This is a genomic window from Arthrobacter sp. zg-Y238 (assembly GCF_024385525.1).
GTDB lineage: Bacteria > Actinomycetota > Actinomycetes > Actinomycetales > Micrococcaceae > Arthrobacter_B > Arthrobacter_B jinronghuae.
The window spans coordinates 388,766-409,116 of sequence record NZ_JANFLU010000010.1 but is presented as its reverse complement, the minus strand read 5'-3'; the positions used below and the strand labels follow the sequence as shown (position 1 = coordinate 409,116).

Here is a 20,351-nt window from a genome sequence, read left to right as displayed (position 1 = left end):
CCCGAATCGACCCTACCCACATACCGCCGTTCGAGAAACCCGGTGTTACGTTGGCCCGATGGATTCCGTAGCCGACCCCGCTCTGGCCGCCTGGCTGCAGGAGATCCGGGGTGCTGCGCAGGTGGACGCATCCCTGGAGCAGATCCGGCAGCTGCGCGCGCCGAGGGAGCGTCCGGCCGGACCCGAGGTGGTCGAGGTAAGGGACCTGGAGATTCCCGGATCCGTGCCGGTGCCCGCCCGGCTGTACCGGTCCGGTGCGGCGGCCCAGCCCTTGACGGTCTTTGTCCATGGAGGCGGCTTCGTGTTCGGGGGACTGGAAGCGCACGACCGCCTGTGCCGGCGGCTGGTGCTGCTGGCCGGAACAGCGGTCCTGGCGGTGGACTACCGGCTGGCACCCGAGCATCCGGCCCCGGCGGCGGTGGACGACGTCGCGTTGGTGCTGGCGTGGGCGGCCGGGGGACGGGCGGGGCGGGTTCCGGAGGAGCTCGGAGCGGTACTGCCCGGCGTCGGATTGGCTGGGGACAGTGCGGGCGGGCTTATCGCGTTCCTCGCCGCGCGCAGGCTGGCAGGCACGTCCGCCGGGCCGGCCGTCCTCTTCCTGGCCTATCCGAATGCGGACCTGACTCTCAGTGCTCCCGGTATCCGGGGGAAGGGAGAAGGATGGGGTCTATCGGTCCGGGACCTGGCTTTCTACATTTCGCAGTGGGTTCCGAACGCTTCACCCAAGACCCTTGCGGAATTCAGTCCCGTCCATGGCTTCCCCCTCCCCGGACCGGGCATGCGGGCACGCACCGTCCTTGCCACCGCTGAGCATGATCCGCTCCGGGACGAAGGGGAGCTGCTGGCCGGGAGGCTCAGGGCGGCAGGAGCCGATGTCGAGTATGTGCCGCATGCCGGGCTCGTTCACGGGTTCCTGACGCTGGATGCGGTCTCGCCGGCGGCACGGCTTGCCGGCGACGAACTGCTGGGCCGCTACGGCAGGGTATTGACGGCGGCCGGGAATTGCTCGCCGGTCGCAAGGTACTGACTCGTCAGTATTTCGGCTGTCGGAGCTCGTCGCGCTTGATCCGTGAGCGCCAGCGGTGCATGAAGGTCACGAGGGCTGCGAAGGCGCAGGGGATAATCAGTGTGCCGATGATCCCACCCAGCGTATAACCGGGGCTTTCCGTCCGGGCGTCTGCTAACACCCCGAGCAGGACCGAGGGCACGGACAGCAGGATCAGTCCACCCAGCACATAGCCGATAACCAGTAGAACCATGCTGATAACACGTTTACCCGTCTGCCGCACCGGCTGGGGATACGGCTGTTGGCCGGGGTACTGCTGCTGGCCCGGGTACGGGGGAGGTCCGGGATACGACTGTTGGCCGGTGTACTGCTGCTGCCCAGGGTACGCGGATGCGCCCGGGTACGGCTGCTGCTGGCCGGGGTGCTGGCCGCCGATCGGCGCGTGCCACGGCTCGGGTGACTGCTGGCTATTGCTCATGGTTCCCCCAATGGAATCGCGTCTGCGCCCGGAACACCATCCGGACTTTTCGTACTAACCGGAGAGCATACCCGCGCCGCCTAAGCTGCCGCGGCAACGCTTCGGGGCCGGTGCGTGCGCCCTGAGCGGAACTCCGATAGCCGGGCGGCTCCCGATTCGAACCCCGGCACGAGGCTCGGTAATGTCGAATGGTGAGCACCCCTATTCCAGCAGCCAGCCAGAACTCCTCCAGCGACGCCAGCGGCATGGTGCGCGTGCGCGGAGCGCAGGAGAACAACCTGCGCAATGTCGACGTCGACATCCCGCGCGACGCGATTGTCGCCTTCACCGGCGTTTCAGGTTCGGGTAAGTCCTCCCTGGCCTTCGGCACCATCTACGCCGAGGCGCAGCGGCGCTACTTCGAGTCGGTGGCCCCCTATGCGCGCCGCCTGCTTGCCCAGGGGCATAACCCCAAGGTCGAGGAAATCGCCGGGCTGCCGCCCGCCGTCGCCCTGCAGCAGCGCCGCGGAGCGCCCAGCTCGCGCTCTACCGTCGGCACCCTCACCACGCTCTCCAACTCCATGCGCATGCTGTTCTCCCGCGGCGGCACCTATCCGGCAAACGCCGAACCCGGCAGCCTCGACTCTGACGCCTTCTCGCCCAACACGGCGGCCGGTGCCTGCCGGGAGTGCTCCGGACTGGGCATTGCGCACACCGTCACCGAGGACTCCCTGGTTCCGGACCCCAACCTCAGCATCCGGGACGGCGCGATTGCTGCCTGGCCCGGCGCCTGGCAGGGCAAGAACCTGCGGGACATCCTCATCCAGCTCGGCTACGACGTCGACGTGCCCTGGAACCGGCTGCCGAAGAAGGACCGCGACTGGATCCTGTTCACCGAAGAACAGCCGGTGGTGATGATCACCCCGCAGCGCGACCGTGTGGCCAAACCGTACAAGGGGCGGTTCTGGAGCGCCAAGAGCTACGTGATGCACACCCTGGCGGATTCCGGCAGCGCCCAGATGCGCGAACGGGTCCTGGCCTACATGGTGTCCGGTCCCTGCCCGGTCTGCGGCGGAGCGGGCCTGCGTCCCGAGGCGCTCGCCGTTACGTTCGCCGGCCGGAACATTGCCGAGTTGAACGGCGCCACGCTGGCGGAGCTGGCCGAAATCATCCGGCCGACGGCGGAACTGAAGTCCGCGGGCACCGCCTCCCGTGCTGCGGCCTCCAATGAAGACACCGAAGTTGCCGTGACCATCACCCGGGACCTGCTGGGCCGGTTGGAGGTGCTGATCGGCCTGGGCCTCGGTTATCTCAGCCTCTCCCGCGCCACCCCCACCCTTTCACCCGGTGAAATGCAGCGCCTGCGGATCGCCACCCAGCTGCGCTCGGGTCTTTTCGGGGTCATCTATGTCCTGGACGAACCCTCCGCTGGACTGCACCCGGCGGACGCCGAGCCGCTGCTGACCGTGCTGCAGGAACTCAAGGATGCCGGGAACTCGGTGTTCGTCGTCGAGCACAACATGGACGTGGTGCGCAGCGCCGAATGGATTGTGGATGTAGGTCCGCAGGCCGGCGACGGCGGCGGAACCGTGCTCTACAGCGGCCCCGTGGACGGACTGGCAGAAGTTGAGGAGAGCGCCACACGTCCCTTCCTGTTCGGGGAGGCCGAAACCGCAAAGCCGGCCCGCCGCACTCCGGACCAGTGGCTGAGCCTGAAGGGAATCACCCGGCACAACCTGCAGGGCCTGGACGCCGAGGTTCCGCTGGGCGTGTTCACCGCGGTTACCGGTGTTTCGGGTTCCGGCAAATCCACCCTGGTCAGCCAGGTCCTGGCCGAAACAGTGGGCCGCCAGGTCAACGGCGTGCCGACCGAACCCGAGGACCCGGAGGCTCCGGAAGAACAGGATCCGGGGGCGCACGTGCGCAGCATCGCCGGACTGGAGCACCTGGACCGGCTGGTGCGGGTGGACCAGCGGCCCATCGGCCGCACCCCGCGCTCCAACCTGGCCACCTACACCGGCCTCTTCGACGCGGTGCGGAAACTTTACGCCGGCACCGAGGAAGCCCGCGCCCGCGGCTACAACGCCGGACGCTTTTCCTTCAACGTAGCGGGAGGACGCTGCGAGACCTGCCAGGGCGAAGGCTTCCTCGCAGTCGAGCTGCTGTTCCTGCCCGGCACCTACGGTCCCTGCCCGGTCTGCCACGGCGCCCGCTACAACGAGGAAACCCTGCAGGTCACCTACCGCGGCAAGAGCATCGCCGACGTGCTGGCGATGCGGGTGGAAACCGCCGCCGAGTTCCTGGCTGACGTGCCCGCCGCAGCCCGGAGCCTGCGGACGCTGCTCGACGTCGGCCTGGGCTACCTGCGCCTGGGCCAGCCCGCCACCGAACTCTCCGGCGGCGAAGCCCAGCGGATCAAGCTCGCCACCGAACTGCAGCGCGCCCGCCGCGGCCACACGCTGTTCCTGCTCGACGAGCCCACCACCGGCCTGCACCCGCAGGACGTCCAGCTGCTGCTGCGCCAGCTCAACCGGCTGGTCGACGCCGGCAACACCGTGGTGGTGGTGGAGCACTCCATGAATGTGGTGGCGTCCGCGGACTGGGTCATCGACATGGGCCCCTCCGGCGGCGAGGAAGGCGGCCGGATCATCTGCGCCGGCACTGCCGACGACGTCGCGGCGTGCGACGCCAGCCGGACGGCACCCTACCTGTCGGCGGCGCTCAAGCTGCTCCCGTAAGCCGGCCCGTGCCGGGCAGCACCACGCCTTAGGCCCGTGTGGAACGCGGACCTAAGGCGTGGTGCGGAAACGCTCCCATGCGGATTGGCGCGACATCCCCAGCGATGCGCCGATGACGGCCCAGCTGATGTTCCTATCCCGGGCCGCTGTCACCCAGCGTCGAAGATGCTCCTCCACTTGGTCCCGTGCCTGCGCCACCCGGGGGAGCCGTTCCAATAACTCGTCATTGCTCAGCGCCTCCCAGGGAGTGGCAGGAAGCGGATCGGGATCCGCCGGGCGGGGGGCTTCCAGCAGTTTCAGGGCCCCTTCCGCGCAGTCCCGGCAGATGGCGGCAGTGGGGGCCGCCGCCAATACTCCGGTTTCCTGCCGCGGCCGCAGACAGAACGAACACATGAAGGGCGCGTTTCCCCGGTGATCACGGTCCGTGCCGCTCAGCTCAGAAGGCATGGCCCCAGTCTAGCCAGCGATCCGTCGCACCGATCCTCTTGTGCTGTCAGGTAACCCCTGACAGGATGTCAGGCATTACCTGACAACATCGAGGGGGAGCCGCGTGGCAACTGCACAACTTCCGGAATCGGCGGCGGTCCGGATCCGGGGCGGACGTTCTTTCCGTTTCCTCGCGTCCACCGCCGCGGCGGAGGGGTTCGCTGACGCCCTGACCCGCACGGTCCTGCCCATCCTCGCGGTTGCGGTGCTGGGACTGGGACCGGGCTTCGTGGGTATTCTCAACGCCACCGGAATTGCAGCCTTCCTGCTGCTGGGCGTGAGCGCCGGAGTGATCGTGGACCGCATCGGCAAACCACTGCTTGCGATGGGTGCGGCTTCCCTGCTGCGGTGCGGTGTCCTGCTGTTCCTCGCCGGCGGTGTCTGGCAGGGGTGGCTCTCCGGAACCGGGCTGTTCGCCGCGGCCGTGCTGATCGGCATTTCGGACCTCCTCTTCACCACCGCCCATTCCACCGTTGTGCCGGCGGTGTCCGGACCGCAGGGAATGAAGCGGGCCTATTCCCGGCTGGCCATGGTCAACCAGACGACGACGGCCGGCGGCGCTGCTGCCGCGGGCACCGTTCTGGGCCTGCTGGGGATGCCGGTGCTGCTCCTCACCGGAGCTGCCGCCTACGCCTCGTCCTGGCTGCTTCAACACGGAATCCGGTTGCCTGCGGCTGCACCGGTTCCCGGGCGCCCTGCACGTGGCCGGGCCCGCCGTGGATTCGCCACGCTGCGCTGCACCCCGGCGCTGCGGGCATTGACCCTGTCCGCCTGCCTGACGAATGCCGGCGCCATGGTCGGCAACACCGTCCTGCCGGTCTATCTGCTGCGCGACCTGGCCGTTGCGCCGTCGGCCTTTGCGGCACTGGGCGTTCTGTCCGCTTTCGGAGCAGTTTCCGGTGCTGCGGCCGCGCCGTACCTCAGCGGCCGGATGGGGCTCAGAGCGCTCAGGGCCGGTGCCGCCCTGGTGTCGGTGCCCGCGGTCCTGCTGGCAGTCTTCTGCTCGATCCTTCCCGGGCCGGATCTGGTGTGGCTGGCGGGTTCGACCCTGGCCTGGGGCTTCCTCGTGGCCCTGTCCGGCGTCGCAGGGACGGAAGTGCTGCCCCGGACGGTCCCGCAGAATGAGCTGGCTACGGTGGGTGCTGCACAACGGACGCTGACCCTCGGCGTGATGCCCGTGGCTGCACTGCTTGCGGGGATGGCGGCAGCTGCAGCGGGCACCGGGCCGGTGCTCTGGGTGTGGGCACTGCTGGCCGGGCTGGCCGCGCTCCCGGTCGCCTGCACGAAGTCGCTGGCGCAGTTCCGTTGAACCTGGCTCCCTGCCCAAATAGACGGCGCGCGAAGGTTCAGGCCGCAGGCAAGCGATCAATCTGCCCGGAATGTCCCCTCCCAGGCCTCCATCGAGGTGATGCCCGGGAGCGCCTCGCGGTAAGCGGCACGCAACGACTCCCACTCGGCCAGGAGCCTTGCCTTCAATGCCGCCGTTTCGGCCAGCATCTTCCGGACTTGACGGGGATCCCGTTGGTAGCGGGCGGCTCCGGTACCTTCCGCGTTGGTGACCACCGCTTCGTCGAGCCTGGACAGGGTCCACCATTTGCTGTCTTGATGGGATACGGCGGCCACCATCCGCCGGCTCACCGGCTGCGCCGTGTGTTTAAGTGCCGCTTTGAGAGTCCATGCCCCCCATCGGGGCGCGTCACCGGACCGCCGGCCCAGCGGCTTGGAGAGTCCCTTGCCGGTGTGTCCCGACGGAAGGGCACCAGGTTCGTGGTCGAGTACGGCATCGGAATAGTCCGCCCGCAGCGCCTGCAGCCGGGGGAGGGTGTTCTTCAGTGCTGCATGCAGTCCGGCGGGTCCCTGCAGGACATCCCGAAGTGCCATGAGCCGAATCGTTTCGGGGTAGTACTGCATGGAAAACAAGTGCCGGAAGTCGGTGTCGAGGCTTTCCCGCAGGACGCGGCCGCCCTTGGCATACGGTGAGTGGAGGAGGGCTGCGATCAGGCGGTTCCGCTCGTGGAAATATGCCTGCCAGTCCACGGCATCGTCTTTGTCCGCCCAGGAAACGTGCCATACCGCCGCCCCGGGCAGGGACACCGTGGGGAAGCCGAGCTTGCGGGCCCGCAGCGAGTATTCGGCGTCGTCCCACTTGATGAAGATCGGAAGGGGCAGCCCGGCTTCGTGGATGATCCGGACCGGGATCAGGCACATCCACCAGCCGTTGTAATCTGCATCCCAGCGCCGGTGCAGGATCGAGGATGAACGCAGTCCGGAGACCGCGAAGTCATGGGGGCCCAGACCCTTGCCGGGACCCCAGAGGAACCGGTAGGGGTCCACCATCTCCGCGAAGGCATTCAAGACGGACTTGTTGTACATGTCGAACATGTGTCCGCCGACGATCGTGGGGATGCGGCAGAGGTCCGCGAAGGCAATGGCCCGCAGGATGCCCTCGGGCTCGAGGACAATGTCGTCGTCGAGGAGGATTGCGTATATCGAGGTCCCGGACTGCGCCGTTTCGCTCATGACCCGGGCAAAACCGCCCGAGCCGCCCAGGTTGCCCTGATTGATGACCCGCAGCTGCCCGCCCATCGCCCGGGCCAGGTCCGGGTATCCGGCCTGGTCTTGGACCTTCCTGTTTCCCTGGTCAACCACGATCAGTTCATGGATGGCTTTCCGGACCTCGGGATCAGCCTCGATGGCACCTATTGTGTCGAGGCAGTATTCGGCACGGTTGAAAGTGGTGATCCCCAACGTTGCCTTGCCCGCAGGAACGTCCGACGCCGCGCACCACCTCGCCGAGGCAAGTTCCATGCCGCTGCCCCCGGCCACTAGATCGAACCAGCACCAGCCGCCGTCACCGAACGCGGTGAGCGGAATCTCGAAGACAGAGTGCTGGCTGCCGTGTACCTGCCTGATTTCCAAGCGCCGGGGAGACCCGACGTCGTTGGAGCAGTAGAGCAGGACGAAGCCGGAACCTTCTGTCCGGACCTGCAGGATAACGGCTTCGACCGTCGTCCACCGCCGCCAGTAACTGGCAGGAAAGGCATTGAAGTAGGAGCCGAAGGACAACCGCTCCCCGGCCCGCACACGAACGGACGAGCGGCCCAGGATGTCATCGGGATGGATCCAGCCGACCGGTGCGGTGCGTCCTGCTTGGGTCGAAGATCCGCCGCCGCCTCCGGTATCCGGATCGATGTACAACGACAGGGCACCAATGTCCCTCGCGGCCGGGAGCACCACGCGCTGCAGTACGCGGAGCCCCTCCCGCCCGTCTCCGCCGGATGGCGACGGGTCGGCCAAGTCCAGCCCGTCCGGCGCATTCAAAGTGCCGATGTCCATTCGTTGCCCCCAAACGCTGTGGTGGCGGTTCCCGCCACGTACTGCGGGTCTGCCCCTGTAGTTCCGGGGGGAGAGCATGGCGGACGGAGAAGGCTCGGACAAGAGTAATCTGGCGTGTACGGCTGTTTTCCTGCCGATGGCCTACTTGCGGGATGACCCCGAATGGCGGAAGCGCACATAGCTGTAAACAATCAGGGCCAGGCCGAGGACGCCCGACGCAATCAGGGTTCCGCCTGTTACCCACCCGCCGGGCAGCCACCAGGAATCCCCCAGCGGCCACCAGTGCGGTACCTGCCGCCAGAGCCCCCAGATCACGCCGGCGGCCATGACTGCCAGCCCGCCGCTGACAGCTACGAATATCCGCGGCGTGGTCTGCACCCCCTGTGCGGCCGCACGGAAAGCACGCTCTTTCACCGGATGCAGCCAGCGGTGGGCCCACGCATAACGCAGGGACAGGACAGCGAGACCGGCAACCACCATGAGCAGCCCTGGTCCGGGGAGCACCAGGGCAGCCACGCCCAGAACCACCAGAGACCATCCGGCCACCTCAATGCCGGTGCGGCGCAGCCACGCTGGAATCCGTTCCGTTCTGTTCATTGGGCCACCTTTCCACACCAACCTGCGAGTTGGCCGCGTTGGAAACTGTACCGCTCCCGTTGGCCGGAGGGCGGCACACCGTGGACGCAGAAGTAGCCCTTCGACCCGGACCTGGATCCGGACGGCGCCTACGCCCGGCGTCCGGGTAGTCCTGCCGGCCGGAATCCAGAGTCGACGCGCGGCCGTATGCGCTTTACACAGTGACCGGGAACACGCGAGCTACGCTGAAGTGTGCTTAGCGAACCTCTTCCCGCCCCACAGTTACTGCACGGTATTCAGCTCCGGGTTGCGGATCTGTCCGATGCCGAAGAACTCGCCGCTGCCTATCAGCGGAACCGGAGTTATCTGGCGCCCTTTGAACCGCTCAGGGAGGACACGTTCTTCACCCCGGCCGGCCAACGTACGGTCTTGAGGTCCAAGCTGGTCCAGCATGCCGCGGGTACGGAGGTTCCCTGGGTCCTGGTCCATCACGAGCGGATCGTCGGCACCATTACGCTCACTGGGATCGTCGGGGGTTCCTTCCAGTCGGGCAACCTCGGCTACTGGGTCGACGGCGACTATGCCGGACGGGGGATCGGCACCGCGGCGGTGGAGGCCGTCGTCGAACTTAGCCGAAGCGGGCTGGGGCTGCACCGGGTCCAGGCGGCCACCCTGCTGGACAACGCTGCGTCGCAGAAAGTCCTGGCCCGCTCCGGGTTTGAGCGGATCGGCATGGCGCCGGACTACCTCCGAATTGCCGGAGAGTGGCGGGACCATCTGCTCTTCCAGCGGATTCTTTAGGCGGAGGCGATGACGGGTATGCTCCGGGCCGAGCTGATTACCACTGATCGCTTTACGCTGGAGCCTTTGGGTGTGCACCACGCAGCAGAAATGACGAAGGTGCTGGCCGGTACTGCCATCTACAAATACATCGGCGGCCAGGCACCGACAGCGCAGGAGCTGGCGAACCGGTATGCCGCCCAATCGGTTGGATCGTCGCCGGACGGCCGTGAAACCTGGCTCAACTGGATTATCCGTGAACAGGGCAGAAGCATTGGATTTGTCCAGGCCACAGTGGAGGCGGACGGGCCGACGTCGGACGTCGCGTGGGTGGTGGGCGAGGCGTTCCAGGGGAGGGGTGCTGCCACCGAGGCCGCCCGCGCCATGGTCACCTGGCTGCGCCGCCGACAACCGCCGGTCCGGATCACGGCATCCATCCATCCGGAAAACACCGCCTCATCCTCCGTCGCCCGCCACCTGGGCCTCACTCCATCCGGCCATTTCGACGCCGACGGCGAAGAACTCTGGGACGACGCCCCAGCAGCGGATTAACGACCCAAGGACGAAGCAACAGAACACCGGGGTCTTCCAGAATGGAGCTTTTGCCTGTAACGGTGCCTAAGGGGACATTTGTACGCACTATGAGGAGTTGTTTAATTTGATGCATTCATTCGCCCGTCGCCGGGGTGCTGCCACCGCAGTCACCGCGGCCGTGGCAGTTACACTCGTGTCGATGACACCTGCAGCAGCGGCGCCGCCGGAGCATGCCGGCAAGGACCAGAAAACCAGTGTCACGGTTATGGGAACCTCCGACATGCATGGCTATGTCGAGAACTGGGACTATTTCAAGGACGGCGAATACGACGACGCCGCCCACAACGACGTCGGATTGGCTAAGGTCTCCACGCTGGTGGACTCGGTCCGCGCAGACCGCGGTGTGGAATCCACCATGCTGATAGATGCAGGCGACACCATCCAGGGCACCTCCCTGACCGACTATTTCGCCAACACGGAACCGATTACCGAAACCGGGGAAATCCATCCCATGGCGGCGGCAATGAATTCGATGGACTACGACGCCGCGGCGCTGGGTAACCATGAATTCAACTACGGCCTCGAATTGCTGCGCGAGTTTGAAGGCCAGCTGAACTTCCCGCTGCTCGGCGCAAACGCGGTGGACACAGCAACGGACAAACCTGCCTTCACCCCGTACATCATCAAGACGGTCAAAACCAAGGGCAACAAACCCGTGAAGGTCGGGATCCTGGGGCTCACCAATCCCGGAGTGGCCATCTGGGACAAGAACAACGTTGACGGCAAGCTGGAATTTCCGGGCATTGTGGAGCAGGCACAGAAATACGTCCCGGAGATGAAGGCCCGCGGTGCCGACGTCGTGGTGGTCAGCTCGCACTCCGGAACCTCCGGCACCTCCTCCTACGGCGACGATCTGCCGCTGGAAAACGCCTCCACCCAGCTGGCGGAAACCGTGCCCGGCATTGACGCCATTCTGGTGGGGCATGCCCATCAGGAAATCCCGGAACGCTTCGTGGCCAACAAGACCACCGGTGAGAAGGTGCTGCTGACCGAGCCGCTGAACTGGGGTATGCGCCTGTCCGTAATGGACTTCGAATTGACGAAGGTGCGGGGGCAGTGGGACGTGACGTCGGCGTCGGCGTCCCTGTTGAACGCCAACACTGTCGAGGCGGACCCCGTGGTGTCCAAGCTGGTGGCCGAACAGCATCAGCGGGTGATCGACTACGTGAACACGCCCGTCGGCAATGCCACCGAGTCGATGCCCGCGGAGGAGTCCCGGTACCGCGACACGGCCGTGATGGACTTCGTGAATTTCGTCCAGGCCCAGGCCGTGGACCGGGCGCTCGACGGCGGCCCCAACGCCGACCTGCCGGTGCTCTCGTTGGTGGCACCCTTCAGCCGCACAGCGGAAATTCCCGCCGGTCCGGTCACCATCCGCGACCTGGCCGGTTTGTACGTCTTCCCGAACACTCTGTTCGGCGTGGAGCTGACCGGCGCCCAGGTCAAGGAGTACCTGGAGTACTCGGCGAAGTACTTCACCCAGACCGCCCCCGGCGTACCGGTGGATCCCGCCGCGCTGACCAACGCAGACGGCACCCCCGACTACAACTACGACATGATGTCCGGCGTCGACTATGACATCGACATCAGCCGTCCGGTGGGGGAGCGCATCGTCAATCTGAGCTTCAACGGGGCGCCGGTGGATCCGGCCCAACGGTTTGCCGTGGCAACCAACAACTACCGGCAGTCCGGCGGCGGGAACTTCCCGCACATTTCCACGGCTCCGGTGCTGGTGAACCAGCAGACGGAAATCCGCCAGCTGCTCATCGACTATGTGGTGGCCCAGGGGACGGTGGATCCGGCTGATTTCGCGGAGAACAACTGGCGACTGGTGCGCAACGGGGTGCCTGTCTTCGAATAGCCGGACGCCGGGCGGAAATAGACAGTACGCTTAGGAAATCCGGTGGGTCTTGTCTAAGATTGATGGCAGAACGGATTTGCGGGAGTTCCCGCCCCCGTTGCATGTACCGCTACGAAGGGACCAGAACCATGATCGGATTCATCATTGCAGGGCTTGTTATCGGAGCCCTCGCGCGGCTGATCAAGCCGGGCCGGCAGAACCTGGGAATTGTTGCGACCCTCCTTCTCGGCCTCGTCGGCTCCGTCATCGGCGGAGTCATCGCCAGCCTGCTGGGCACCGGCGACATTTGGGAGCTCAACATCCTTGGCTTCATCGTGTCCGTTGTCGCCGCCGTCCTGCTGATCGGCGTCGCCGAGGGTGTTGCCGGCCGCGGCAAGGGCAACCAGGTACGCCGCTAGGCCCGCGCCAATAACTAAGCCGTCCCGGCACTCGACGCATACGCGTTGGGTGCCGGGACGTTTTGTGTTCAGAGGCTGCTGTTACAGCCGGAAAACAATGCCCGGGGAAGGCTGAGAGATCTCTAGACCGAAACGGGCTGCGGGGTGCTCTGCTGCTGCGCCGGGAGCTCCGGCCTACGGGCCGTATCGGCCTCTCGATCTTGAATCTCAGCCTGAAGCGACAGATAGAACGCAAGCAGGCCCTCAACGACGGGGCCGTCTTCAAGTTGGGTAAATGCCTGATCGCACAAGGATTCGAGCGTGCTATCCGTCATAGCGGAAAAATCCGGGAAAAGGTCAATCGAAACAATGGGACGTTGGGTCATTGAGTGTCCTAAACAGAGGAACCCAGGCCCGCGTCTAAACCAAGGGATTACAACACTAGCGTGTTCGGGCCCCGGTGTAAATGCGGCCAGCGCGGGGACAAGTTCGATTAGATTGAGCCCATGGAAAATGACACGCGCGTGGAACCGCCCGAGGCAGCAGGCGAACGCGAGACCCTGATCGGTTTCCTGGACTACTTCCGGGCCACAGTCCATCTGAAGGCGGCAGGACTCAGCGACGCCGACGGAGCCAAGCAGCTGCTGCCCTCGCTGACAACGGTCTCGGGACTCGTGCAGCACCTGACCGACGTAGAGCGGCTCTGGTTCCAGGACCGGATCGACGGGCAGCAGGGGGTGCCGCTCCGTTGGTCGGCAGAGGATCCCGACGGCGAGTTCCGTGTTTCCGAGTCAGACAGCCTGGTCCGGCTCCTTGCCGATTATGAGGCGGCCTGCGGTGAGTCGCGCGAAGTGCTGGCACGGTATGGACTGGAGGACCGCTGCCGGGGCGGCAGCAAGGGACAGAGCGTGCGCTGGGTCCTGGTCCATATGATCGAGGAAACCAGCAGGCACTGCGGGCACCTGGACATACTGCGCGAGCTGCTGGACGGCTCCACCGGCGACTAGTCCGACAGGACAGCGCTGTCCGAAGCTGACCGCGTCCAGTAGTGCATCTTGACCAGCGCACCGCGCTGGCGTTGCTGCTCGGTCCGCACCGGATGGAAGCCGGCCCGGCGCGCAACCGCCTCGCTCAGGCTGTTTCCGTAAATGGTGCGCAGGGCGACCTCTGGGATGCCGCTGGCCAGTGCCCAGTCGCTGAGCCCGCGGGTGGCGGCAGTGGCGGCGCCCCGGCCGCGCCCGGAGGGCAACAGTGCATACATAAGCTCCGGCGTGCCCTCCATGGTGGAGGAGATTCCCGCTGTGCCCAGCACCTCCCCGCCCTGCCGCAGCGAATACCGTGCCAAGAGGCTCTCGCCGCGTGCTTCCGCTGCGCGGTCCATCCGGGAGCGGGCTCGATCGTCGCTGAGGTCCGGCGGGAAGAGGGTCCAGCGGATGACGTCGTCGTCCCTGGACAAGGCCTGGTCGAGGCGCCAGTCCGCAGCCGTAAGGATGTGGAGGGTGAACCTCCCCACCTGGAGCGTATCCGGGGTCGATGTGAGAAGCGGCATCCGTCATTATTGCGCTCGAGGACGCAGCTACCCAACCCTTAGGCAGGCTCAGCGTGTCCAGCCACGGGAATTGCTTCCACCAGAGTCTTCAGCCCGGCGTAGATACCCGGTGTGTCATGTTCCACGGAGGTGGCAGAAGCACCGTGCAGCCCGGTGATACGCACAGCCAGGTCACATCCGTCTCCGGTTTGCTGCAAGGTGTATTCGAGGACGCCGGGGGCTTCGCCGGCCACCGTTCCATCCCACTGCGGGTTGAAAGTCAGTGCCAGGCGTACGGGTGCCTCCACTGCAAGGACTGTTCCGGTGATCAGGTCCTCGCCGTCGTACTGGAAGGCATAGGAACTGCCCTCGGCCAGCGATCCGATCAGGACAGAGTCCCACATCCAGGCCCTGGGAATATCGGTGGCAGTCAACTCCGCCCAGACCCGGCCGGGAGGGGCTGCAACGTGTGTGCGGTAAATTGTTTCGTCCATAGTGGATCCGCTTTCCTGTGGGGCGGCACTTCCAGGCGCCGTAGCGGTTGACAATAATCCATACATGACTGCACCGCTATCCCTCCGCCGACGTACTGTCGAGGACCTGGAAACCATCATCAACTGGATTCCCGACGACGCCGCCCTTTTGATGTTCACCGGTCCCCGGATGGCCTGGCCGCCTACCGGCGAGCAGTTCGCGGACCTGGCTGCCGTGCCGGGACTTACCCCGTGGGTTCTGTGTGCCGGGCGCACACCAGCGTTCGGTCAGGCCGAACTTCGGGTAGAGAACGGGACCGCGCATATAGCGCGGGTCATCATTGACCCGTTGCTCCGCGGGCGGGGCCTCTCGCAGCAGCTGATACGGCTGGTGCTGGATCAGGCGTGCGCACAGGGTGCCCGGAGCGCGCGGCTGAAGGTCACCAAGGGGAACACGGTCGCCCTGCGTGCCTACCGACGGCTGGGGTTCGTGATCGACCCGCGCGCGGAAACCGCTCAGGCTTGGGTGCTTGAACTGGATTTGGGGCAGCCGGCAGTTACGGGCTAGGAAAGCGTAGTCCGGCGTTTAGCGGCGCCGGCCACGAGCCGGTTGCTCCCCTCCGGAATTGTCCTCAGCCTGCTTTTCCTCCAGCGGATCAGGATCGAGGAAAGCCACGGTGAGGACGGCCGCGGTCTGCTCGATCTGCCACTCGCGGGCGCCGAGTGCGCGCAGGGCAGCACCCACTGTCTCCAGATTGATCTCGGCAGGCGGCCGCCAGGCCAGACGCCGCAGATGGTCCGGAGTGAGCAGGTTCTCCAGCGGCAGGTTCAGCTTCTCCGCCAGGGCGGTGAGCCGAGGCTTGGCGGTCTGCAGGCGGGCGGCGGCAGCCGGATCATTCTTGGCCCAGACGCGGGGAGGCGGCGGGGCGTGGGTCGGAATATGCAGCGGGGGCAGGTCCGCGGAAGAGCGCGCCGCAGAGATGCAGCGGAGCCACCGGGGCGCCTCCTTCTGCGCGGCACGGCCGTGGAAGCCGGGGGTCTTGAGCAGCTGCGGCACCGTCGTCGGCATGGCCCGGGCGGCGGCGACAATGGCCGAATCCGGAATCAGCCGGCCGGGTGCGGTGTCCCGCAGTTCGGCAAGATGCTCGCGCTCGGTCCAGAGTTCGCGCACGGCGGCCAGCTGGCGGCGGTCCCGGAGTTGGTGCATCCCGGAGGTGCGGCGCCAGGGGTCCACCCGCGGGGGTGCCGGCGGAGCGGTACGGATGGCTTCGAATTCCTCTTCGGCCAGTTCCAGCTTGCCGGCTTCCTCCAGCACGCGGATCAGTTCCAGGCGCAGCTCGGCGAGGACCTCGACGTCGAGCGCGGCGTAGCGCAGCCACGGTTCGGGCAGCGGACGGGTGGACCAGTCCGCAGCCGAGTGCTCCTTGGCCAGCGAGAAGCCGAGCAGGGTTTCGATGACGGCGGCCAGGCCCACCCGGGGCAGGCCGGCGAGGCGCGCCGCAAGTTCGGTGTCGAAGAGCTTGTCGGGCCACATGCCCAGTGCCGAAAGGCAGGGCAGGTCCTGCGTCGCGGCGTGCAGGATCCATTCGACGCCGCTCAGGGCCTCGTTGATGATGCGCAGGTCGCCGAAGGCTTCCGGATCGATCAGCCATGTGCCGGCGCCTTCGCGGCGGATCTGGACCAGGAACGCGCGCTGGCCGTAGCGGAATCCGGAGGCGCGTTCCGCGTCGACGCCGGCCGGCCCGGTTCCCGCAGCCAGGGCGGCTGCGGCCCGTTCGAGGCCGCGCTGGGAATCAATGACCAGCGGCACGCCGTCCCGCGGCATTTCCAGCACCGGAATCGGCTGCGGCTCCGGTTGTTCCCCGGCTGGGTCGGGTGTGGTGCTGGACTGATTTTCGGTCTTGCCGGGTATGTGCGCGGTCATAAGGATTCCATTCTACCGAGGAAGGCCGTGGCTGCGGACAGCAGGGACAGCCGCCGGGTCCGCCGCCGCGGCAGGTGCGCGCTCAGCTCCGGCGTCGGCCGGGAAGGGGCGTAACGCCGTCGGGCAGCGGGGGCAGGCCGGCGAAGGTGCATACCATGTCTGACCAGGCTTCCAGATGGGACTGCACGTCGGCGTCGGCCGGGGTCCAGGAGGCGCGGAGCTCTATGTCGATCGAATCGTCCCGGCGCTCGAGGGTTCCGTAACTCTCCGACAGCACCCGGGTGGCCGTTCCGCCGGCCATGGAATACCGGGCATCGTGCTGCTCCAGCGCTTCCACCAGCCAGGTCCAGGCAACTGAGCCAAGCAGTTGGTCATTGCCCATGTCCTGTTCCAGCTCGGCGCGGATATAGGTGACGATGCGGAAGGTGCCGTTCCAGACCGGGGAACCTGCGGGATCGTGGAGCAGTATGAAGCGTCCGGTGGCCAGCTCAAGTTGATCGGGGACCGGCGGGGCTGCGGGTCCGTGCAGGCTGCCGGGACCGACGGGTCCGGGAGCGAGCACCTCGGCGCCGAGTGAGACGGCATACGGGGCCAGGCGCGTGGGTGCCGGGATTTCTTCCAGCTTCAGCTCCGCCCGGCAGGCCGCCCGGCGCAGGGCGCCGAGCGCGGTCAGGAAATCCGGGGGTACCTGGGACAGGTCACCTATTGCACTCACCTCCGCAGACTACGGGCTGTGCAGCGCCGGGGGCGGGGCAGGCTCGCCGCTGTGGCCGTTTCGTTACCTGCCGTCCGCTCCGCGCCAGCGGCCGGACGGCAGGCAACATCGGCTTAGCGCGCGGCCAGCGGTGCCGGATCCGCAGCGACTTCGCGGGCAATGGCCGCAGCGAAGGCATCAACATCATCCTCGGAGGTATCGAAGGTGCACATCCAGCGCACCTCACCGGTGGACTGGTCCCAGTCGTAGAACCGGAAGTCGCCGCGCAACCGGTCGGCGACCCCGGCGGGCAGCTTGGCGAAGACAGCGTTGACCTGGCTGGGCTGGGTGATTTCCACCCCGTCGATCTGCTCGACGGCGGCCCGGAGCCGGCTCGCCATGGCATTCGCGTGCGAGGCTGACCGGTGCCACAGGTCCGTACCGTACAGGGTGATGAACTGGGCGGAGATGAACCGCATCTTGGAGGCCAGCTGCATGTTCATCTTGCGCAGGTAGTCCAGTCCGGGGGAGGCCTCGGGGTCGAAGGTGATGATGCATTCGCCGTACATCATCCCGTTCTTGGTGCCGCCCAGGGAGAGGATGTCCACACCGGCGTCGGCCGTCATTTCCTTGAAGGACACGCCCAGCGCTGCGGCGGCGTTGCCCAGGCGCGCGCCGTCCATGTGCAGCTTCATGCCGCGTGCGTGGATGTGGTCCGCGATGGCGGCGATTTCCTCCACCGTGTACAGCGTGCCGAGCTCGGTGGACTGGGTGATGGACACGGCCAGCGGCTGGGCACGGTGCTCGTCGCCCCAACCCCACGCCTCGCGGTCGATCAGCTCGGGGGTGAGCTTGCCGTCGTCGGTGGGGATGCCCAGCAGCTTCATGCCGCCGATCCGCTCCGGGGCGCCGTTTTCGTCCACGTTGATGTGCGCCGTCGTCGGGCAGATGACGGCACCCCAGCGGGGCAGCAGTGACTGCAGGGCGATAACGTTCGCGCCGGTGCCGTTGAAGACGGGGAACGCACGGATGTGCTTGCCGAACTGGTCGGTCAGAACCTCGCGCAGCTTCGCGGTGTACACATCTTCGCCGTAGGCCACCTGATGGCCCTGGTTCGCGGCGGTGAGTGCCGCGAGAATTTCCGGATGGACACCGGAGTAGTTGTCGGAAGCAAAAGCCTTAATTGCGGTGTCGTGCAGGGGGAGTATGTCAGTCACGGTTCCTAGTATCTCTTACCTTGATGTAGTTCAGGTCACTTCTCCGGGGAGAGGCGAATCCGCTGCCCGTTGACCTCGGCGGCGTCCTGCTGGAAGAGCCGGACGACGGCGGCGGCCAGGTCCGCGACGTCGGTGTAGCCGGGGAACCGGCGGTCCAGGGCAGCGGCGCGCTGTGCGGAGTCCACCAGTGCCTTGACCACGAAGACGACGGCGGCAGAGCGCTGGGGTTCCGGGTTTTCCTTCCGTCCGGATTGGGCGCTGCGGAAACCCGCGGCGATGGCCCGGACCCATGCTTCGGCCGCGGCTTTGGCAGCCGCATATCCTGCTCCGGCAGCTGTGGGGGACTCCACCGCCGTGGAGGAAACGATCGCCAGCCGTCCGTCCGGGGAGGCCTCGAGCTGGTCGTAGAAGCTGCGGCTGACATTGCGCAGGGTGCGCAGGATGTTCGTTTCCAGGAAGTCCCAGTCCGCCTCGCTCTGGGAACCGATGCCGGTACCGGCGCGCCAGCCGCCCACGAGGTGGATCAGGCCGTCGATCCCGCCGTAGGTTTCCTGCATGTCGGCCGCGAGGGCCGCCACCTCCCCGGTGTCGCTGAGGTCGCAGGTGCGCAGGTCGGCGTCGTAAAGGCGGAACAGTGTGTTCTCCAGCCGTGCGGCATCGCGGCCTACTGCAACCACCTTGGCACCTGCCGCCTCCAGGGCTTCGCAGACGGCGGTGCCGGAGGGGCTCCCGGCGCCGGCCACCAGGACGGTCCGGCCCTTCAGCGGGGCCGCGGCGGTCTCTGCTGCCGTGCCGGGTTCGGTGCTCATTCGGGGGTGCCTCCCGTGCTGTAGCCGGTGATCCCGGCCGTGGACTCGATGACCGGGGCCATCTTCTTGGACAGGGCCTCGTAGAACATGGAGAGCGGGAACTCGTCGTCGAGCACCTGGTCGGTAAGTCCGCGCGGCGGTCCGTCCAGCGGGAGCGCCTGCGGGCCCTGTGCCCAGACCGAGGCCGGGTTCGGCGTCAGGGTTCCTGCCACCAGATCGTACGCCGCGAGCCAGTGCGCCGTCTTGGGCCGGTCGATGGAACGCCAGTAGAGTTCCTCGATTTCCGCACCGAGCCGGACGACGACGTCGGCCGTTTCCTCCCAGTCGATGCTCAGCTTTCCGTCGGTCCAGTGGAGTACGTGGTTCTGGTGCATCCAGGCGAAGAGCAGCTGGCCACCGAGCCCGTCGTAGTTGCGCACCCGGCTGCCGGTGATCGCGAAGCGGAAGATGCGGTCGAAGATCACCGCGTACTGGACCAGCCGGGCGTGCCGGCGGGTTTCCTCGGGGGCGTCCTCGTCGTGCTGGATCTTCACGGCCTCGCGGAAGGCGGTGAGGTCGCAGCGCAGTTCCTCCAGGGAGTAGAGGAAGTAGGGCATGCGCTGTTTGATCATGAACGGATCGAACGGGAGGTCGCCGCGCATGTGGGTGCGGTCGTGGATGAGGTCCCACATGATGAAGGTTTCCTCGGTGAGCTGCTGGTTGTGCAGCAGTTCGGCGGCCTCGGCGGGCAGCTGCAGCGAGGTGATGTCCGCTGCGGCGGCCAGGACCTTGCGGAAGCGGGCGGCCTCGCGGTCGGCGAAGATGGCGCCCCAGGTGAAGGCGGGAGTTTCGCGCACGGCCACGGTTTCCGGGAAGAGCACCGCGGAGTTGGTGTCGTAACCGGGGGTGAAGTCCAGGAAACGGATGGGGACGAAGAGCCCGTTGGAGTACTCGCCGGCCTCGAGTTCGGCGACGAATTCAGGCCAGATGACCTCGATCAGCACGGCTTCCACGAGGCGGTTGGTGGAGCCGTTCTGCGTGTACATGGGGAAGACCACCAGGTGGGCAAGCCCGTTCACGCGGTCCCGCTGCGGGGCGAAGGCCATCAGGGAATCGAGGAAATCGGGTTCCTTTTCCAGTCCGCCGGCTACCCAGCGTTCAAAGTCCTCCACCACGAGGTGCAGGTACTCGGCGTCGTGCGGGAAAGCCGGAGCCAGTGCGGTGACGGCAGCGGCAACGGTTCCAATCAGTTCAGCTGCCTGCCCGTGGTATTCCGGATCCACCGAGCCGTTCTTGTTCTGGAGCGGCTGAAGAGCAGTGGCCGCCTGTTTCAGCGCGGTCCAGGCTTCGGATTCCTCGGGCCGGACGTCCCCGGTAACGGCGGCGAAAACCGGGCGGGACAGGGAAGGGAAAATTGAGGAGGACATGGTGCTGTGCCTTCCGGGAAGGGCCTTCCCGTGAGACCGGGGGCGGCAGGTGGAGTAGTTGCGGCCAGCATACTCACAAATTCCTAACG

The 20,351-nt window shown here is 66.6% G+C and carries 21 protein-coding genes; 9 read left to right on the top strand and 12 right to left on the bottom strand.

Annotated features, from left to right (window positions below):
* The first annotated feature begins 58 nt into the window (after positions 1–58).
* Positions 59–1,027, top strand: coding sequence for an alpha/beta hydrolase fold domain-containing protein (locus tag NNX38_RS10940; protein WP_255798011.1), 969 nt, complete (start codon positions 59–61; stop codon positions 1,025–1,027).
* Between the two features lie 4 nt (positions 1,028–1,031).
* Here NNX38_RS10940 and NNX38_RS10935 read toward each other — a convergent pair whose 3' ends face one another.
* Complete coding sequence (locus NNX38_RS10935; protein WP_255798009.1) at positions 1,032–1,484, bottom strand: hypothetical protein; 453 nt, start codon at positions 1,482–1,484, stop codon at positions 1,032–1,034.
* 245 nt (positions 1,485–1,729) lie between these two features.
* On the opposite strand from NNX38_RS10935, the gene uvrA reads away from it, so the two are divergent.
* Positions 1,730–4,201, top strand: a complete 2,472-nt coding sequence (gene uvrA / locus NNX38_RS10930; protein WP_255798173.1) for an excinuclease ABC subunit UvrA — start codon at positions 1,730–1,732, stop codon at positions 4,199–4,201.
* Between the two features lie 51 nt (positions 4,202–4,252).
* Here the strand turns inward: uvrA and NNX38_RS10925 are convergent, their stop codons facing one another.
* Positions 4,253–4,648: a ClpX C4-type zinc finger protein gene (locus tag NNX38_RS10925; RefSeq protein ID WP_255798008.1), complete on the bottom strand. Its 396-nt coding sequence runs from the start codon at positions 4,646–4,648 to the stop codon at positions 4,253–4,255.
* A 103-nt stretch (positions 4,649–4,751) separates the two neighbouring features.
* Here NNX38_RS10925 and NNX38_RS10920 point away from each other — a divergent pair, with 103 nt between their 5' ends.
* Complete coding sequence (locus NNX38_RS10920) at positions 4,752–5,996, top strand: MFS transporter (RefSeq protein ID WP_255798007.1); 1,245 nt, start codon at positions 4,752–4,754, stop codon at positions 5,994–5,996.
* Positions 5,997–6,052: 56 nt separating this feature from the next.
* On the opposite strand, the gene NNX38_RS10915 is transcribed toward NNX38_RS10920, so the two are convergent.
* Positions 6,053–8,023 carry a glycosyltransferase gene (locus tag NNX38_RS10915; RefSeq protein WP_255798006.1) on the bottom strand — a complete coding sequence of 657 codons (1,971 nt, stop codon included), beginning with the start codon at positions 8,021–8,023 and terminating at the stop codon, positions 6,053–6,055.
* A gap of 141 nt (positions 8,024–8,164) precedes the next feature.
* Complete coding sequence (locus tag NNX38_RS10910) at positions 8,165–8,620, bottom strand: PGPGW domain-containing protein (protein ID WP_255798005.1); 456 nt, start codon at positions 8,618–8,620, stop codon at positions 8,165–8,167.
* Positions 8,621–8,851: 231 nt separating this feature from the next.
* Here NNX38_RS10910 and NNX38_RS10905 point away from each other — a divergent pair, with 231 nt between their 5' ends.
* From NNX38_RS10905 to NNX38_RS10890, 4 genes are all read left to right on the top strand, one after another.
* Positions 8,852–9,400 (top strand): GNAT family N-acetyltransferase, encoded by a 549-nt coding sequence (locus NNX38_RS10905; protein WP_255798004.1) that lies wholly within the window; start codon positions 8,852–8,854, stop codon positions 9,398–9,400.
* Positions 9,401–9,409: 9 nt separating this feature from the next.
* Positions 9,410–9,931 carry a GNAT family N-acetyltransferase gene (locus NNX38_RS10900; protein ID WP_255798003.1) on the top strand — a complete coding sequence of 174 codons (522 nt, stop codon included), beginning with the start codon at positions 9,410–9,412 and terminating at the stop codon, positions 9,929–9,931.
* Positions 9,932–10,112: 181 nt separating this feature from the next.
* Positions 10,113–11,834 (top strand): bifunctional UDP-sugar hydrolase/5'-nucleotidase, encoded by a 1,722-nt coding sequence (locus NNX38_RS10895; protein WP_255798002.1) that lies wholly within the window; start codon positions 10,113–10,115, stop codon positions 11,832–11,834.
* Positions 11,835–11,962: 128 nt separating this feature from the next.
* Positions 11,963–12,232 carry a GlsB/YeaQ/YmgE family stress response membrane protein gene (locus tag NNX38_RS10890; RefSeq protein ID WP_255798001.1) on the top strand — a complete coding sequence of 90 codons (270 nt, stop codon included), beginning with the start codon at positions 11,963–11,965 and terminating at the stop codon, positions 12,230–12,232.
* Between the two features lie 122 nt (positions 12,233–12,354).
* On the opposite strand, the gene NNX38_RS10885 is transcribed toward NNX38_RS10890, so the two are convergent.
* Positions 12,355–12,597: a hypothetical protein gene (locus NNX38_RS10885; RefSeq protein ID WP_255798000.1), complete on the bottom strand. Its 243-nt coding sequence runs from the start codon at positions 12,595–12,597 to the stop codon at positions 12,355–12,357.
* Between the two features lie 120 nt (positions 12,598–12,717).
* Between NNX38_RS10885 and NNX38_RS10880 the strand changes: the two genes are divergently transcribed.
* Complete coding sequence (locus NNX38_RS10880) at positions 12,718–13,218, top strand: DinB family protein (RefSeq protein WP_255797999.1); 501 nt, start codon at positions 12,718–12,720, stop codon at positions 13,216–13,218.
* Here NNX38_RS10880 and NNX38_RS10875 read toward each other — a convergent pair.
* Entirely contained in the window at positions 13,215–13,760 is a 546-nt protein-coding gene (locus tag NNX38_RS10875; RefSeq protein WP_255797998.1) for a GNAT family N-acetyltransferase, read from the bottom strand. The two genes, NNX38_RS10880 and NNX38_RS10875, sit on opposite strands and share 4 nt — an antisense overlap.
* Positions 13,761–13,798: 38 nt before the next feature.
* Positions 13,799–14,233, bottom strand: coding sequence for an SRPBCC domain-containing protein (locus tag NNX38_RS10870; RefSeq protein WP_255797997.1), 435 nt, complete (start codon positions 14,231–14,233; stop codon positions 13,799–13,801).
* Positions 14,234–14,297: 64 nt separating this feature from the next.
* On the opposite strand from NNX38_RS10870, the gene NNX38_RS10865 reads away from it, so the two are divergent.
* On the top strand, positions 14,298–14,780 hold the full coding sequence (locus NNX38_RS10865; protein WP_255797996.1) for an N-acetyltransferase: 483 nt from the start codon (positions 14,298–14,300) through the stop codon (positions 14,778–14,780).
* Positions 14,781–14,798: 18 nt separating this feature from the next.
* On the opposite strand, the gene NNX38_RS10860 is transcribed toward NNX38_RS10865, so the two are convergent.
* The 5 genes from NNX38_RS10860 to NNX38_RS10840 all read right to left on the bottom strand — a co-directional run bounded on the left by NNX38_RS10860 (position 14,799) and on the right by NNX38_RS10840 (position 20,262).
* Entirely contained in the window at positions 14,799–16,136 is a 1,338-nt protein-coding gene (locus tag NNX38_RS10860; RefSeq protein ID WP_255797995.1) for an HRDC domain-containing protein, read from the bottom strand.
* Positions 16,137–16,218: 82 nt separating this feature from the next.
* Positions 16,219–16,842, bottom strand: coding sequence for a DUF3000 domain-containing protein (locus tag NNX38_RS10855; protein ID WP_255798172.1), 624 nt, complete (start codon positions 16,840–16,842; stop codon positions 16,219–16,221).
* A 122-nt stretch (positions 16,843–16,964) separates the two neighbouring features.
* Positions 16,965–18,047 carry a low specificity L-threonine aldolase gene (locus NNX38_RS10850; protein ID WP_255797994.1) on the bottom strand — a complete coding sequence of 361 codons (1,083 nt, stop codon included), beginning with the start codon at positions 18,045–18,047 and terminating at the stop codon, positions 16,965–16,967.
* 35 nt (positions 18,048–18,082) lie between these two features.
* A complete protein-coding gene (locus NNX38_RS10845; RefSeq protein ID WP_255797993.1) occupies positions 18,083–18,856 on the bottom strand; it encodes an SDR family oxidoreductase in 774 nt (257 codons plus the stop codon).
* Entirely contained in the window at positions 18,853–20,262 is a 1,410-nt protein-coding gene (locus tag NNX38_RS10840) for a DUF6421 family protein (RefSeq protein WP_255797992.1), read from the bottom strand. The genes NNX38_RS10845 and NNX38_RS10840 overlap by 4 nt, the downstream gene beginning before the upstream one ends.
* Positions 20,263–20,351: the final 89 nt, after the last annotated feature.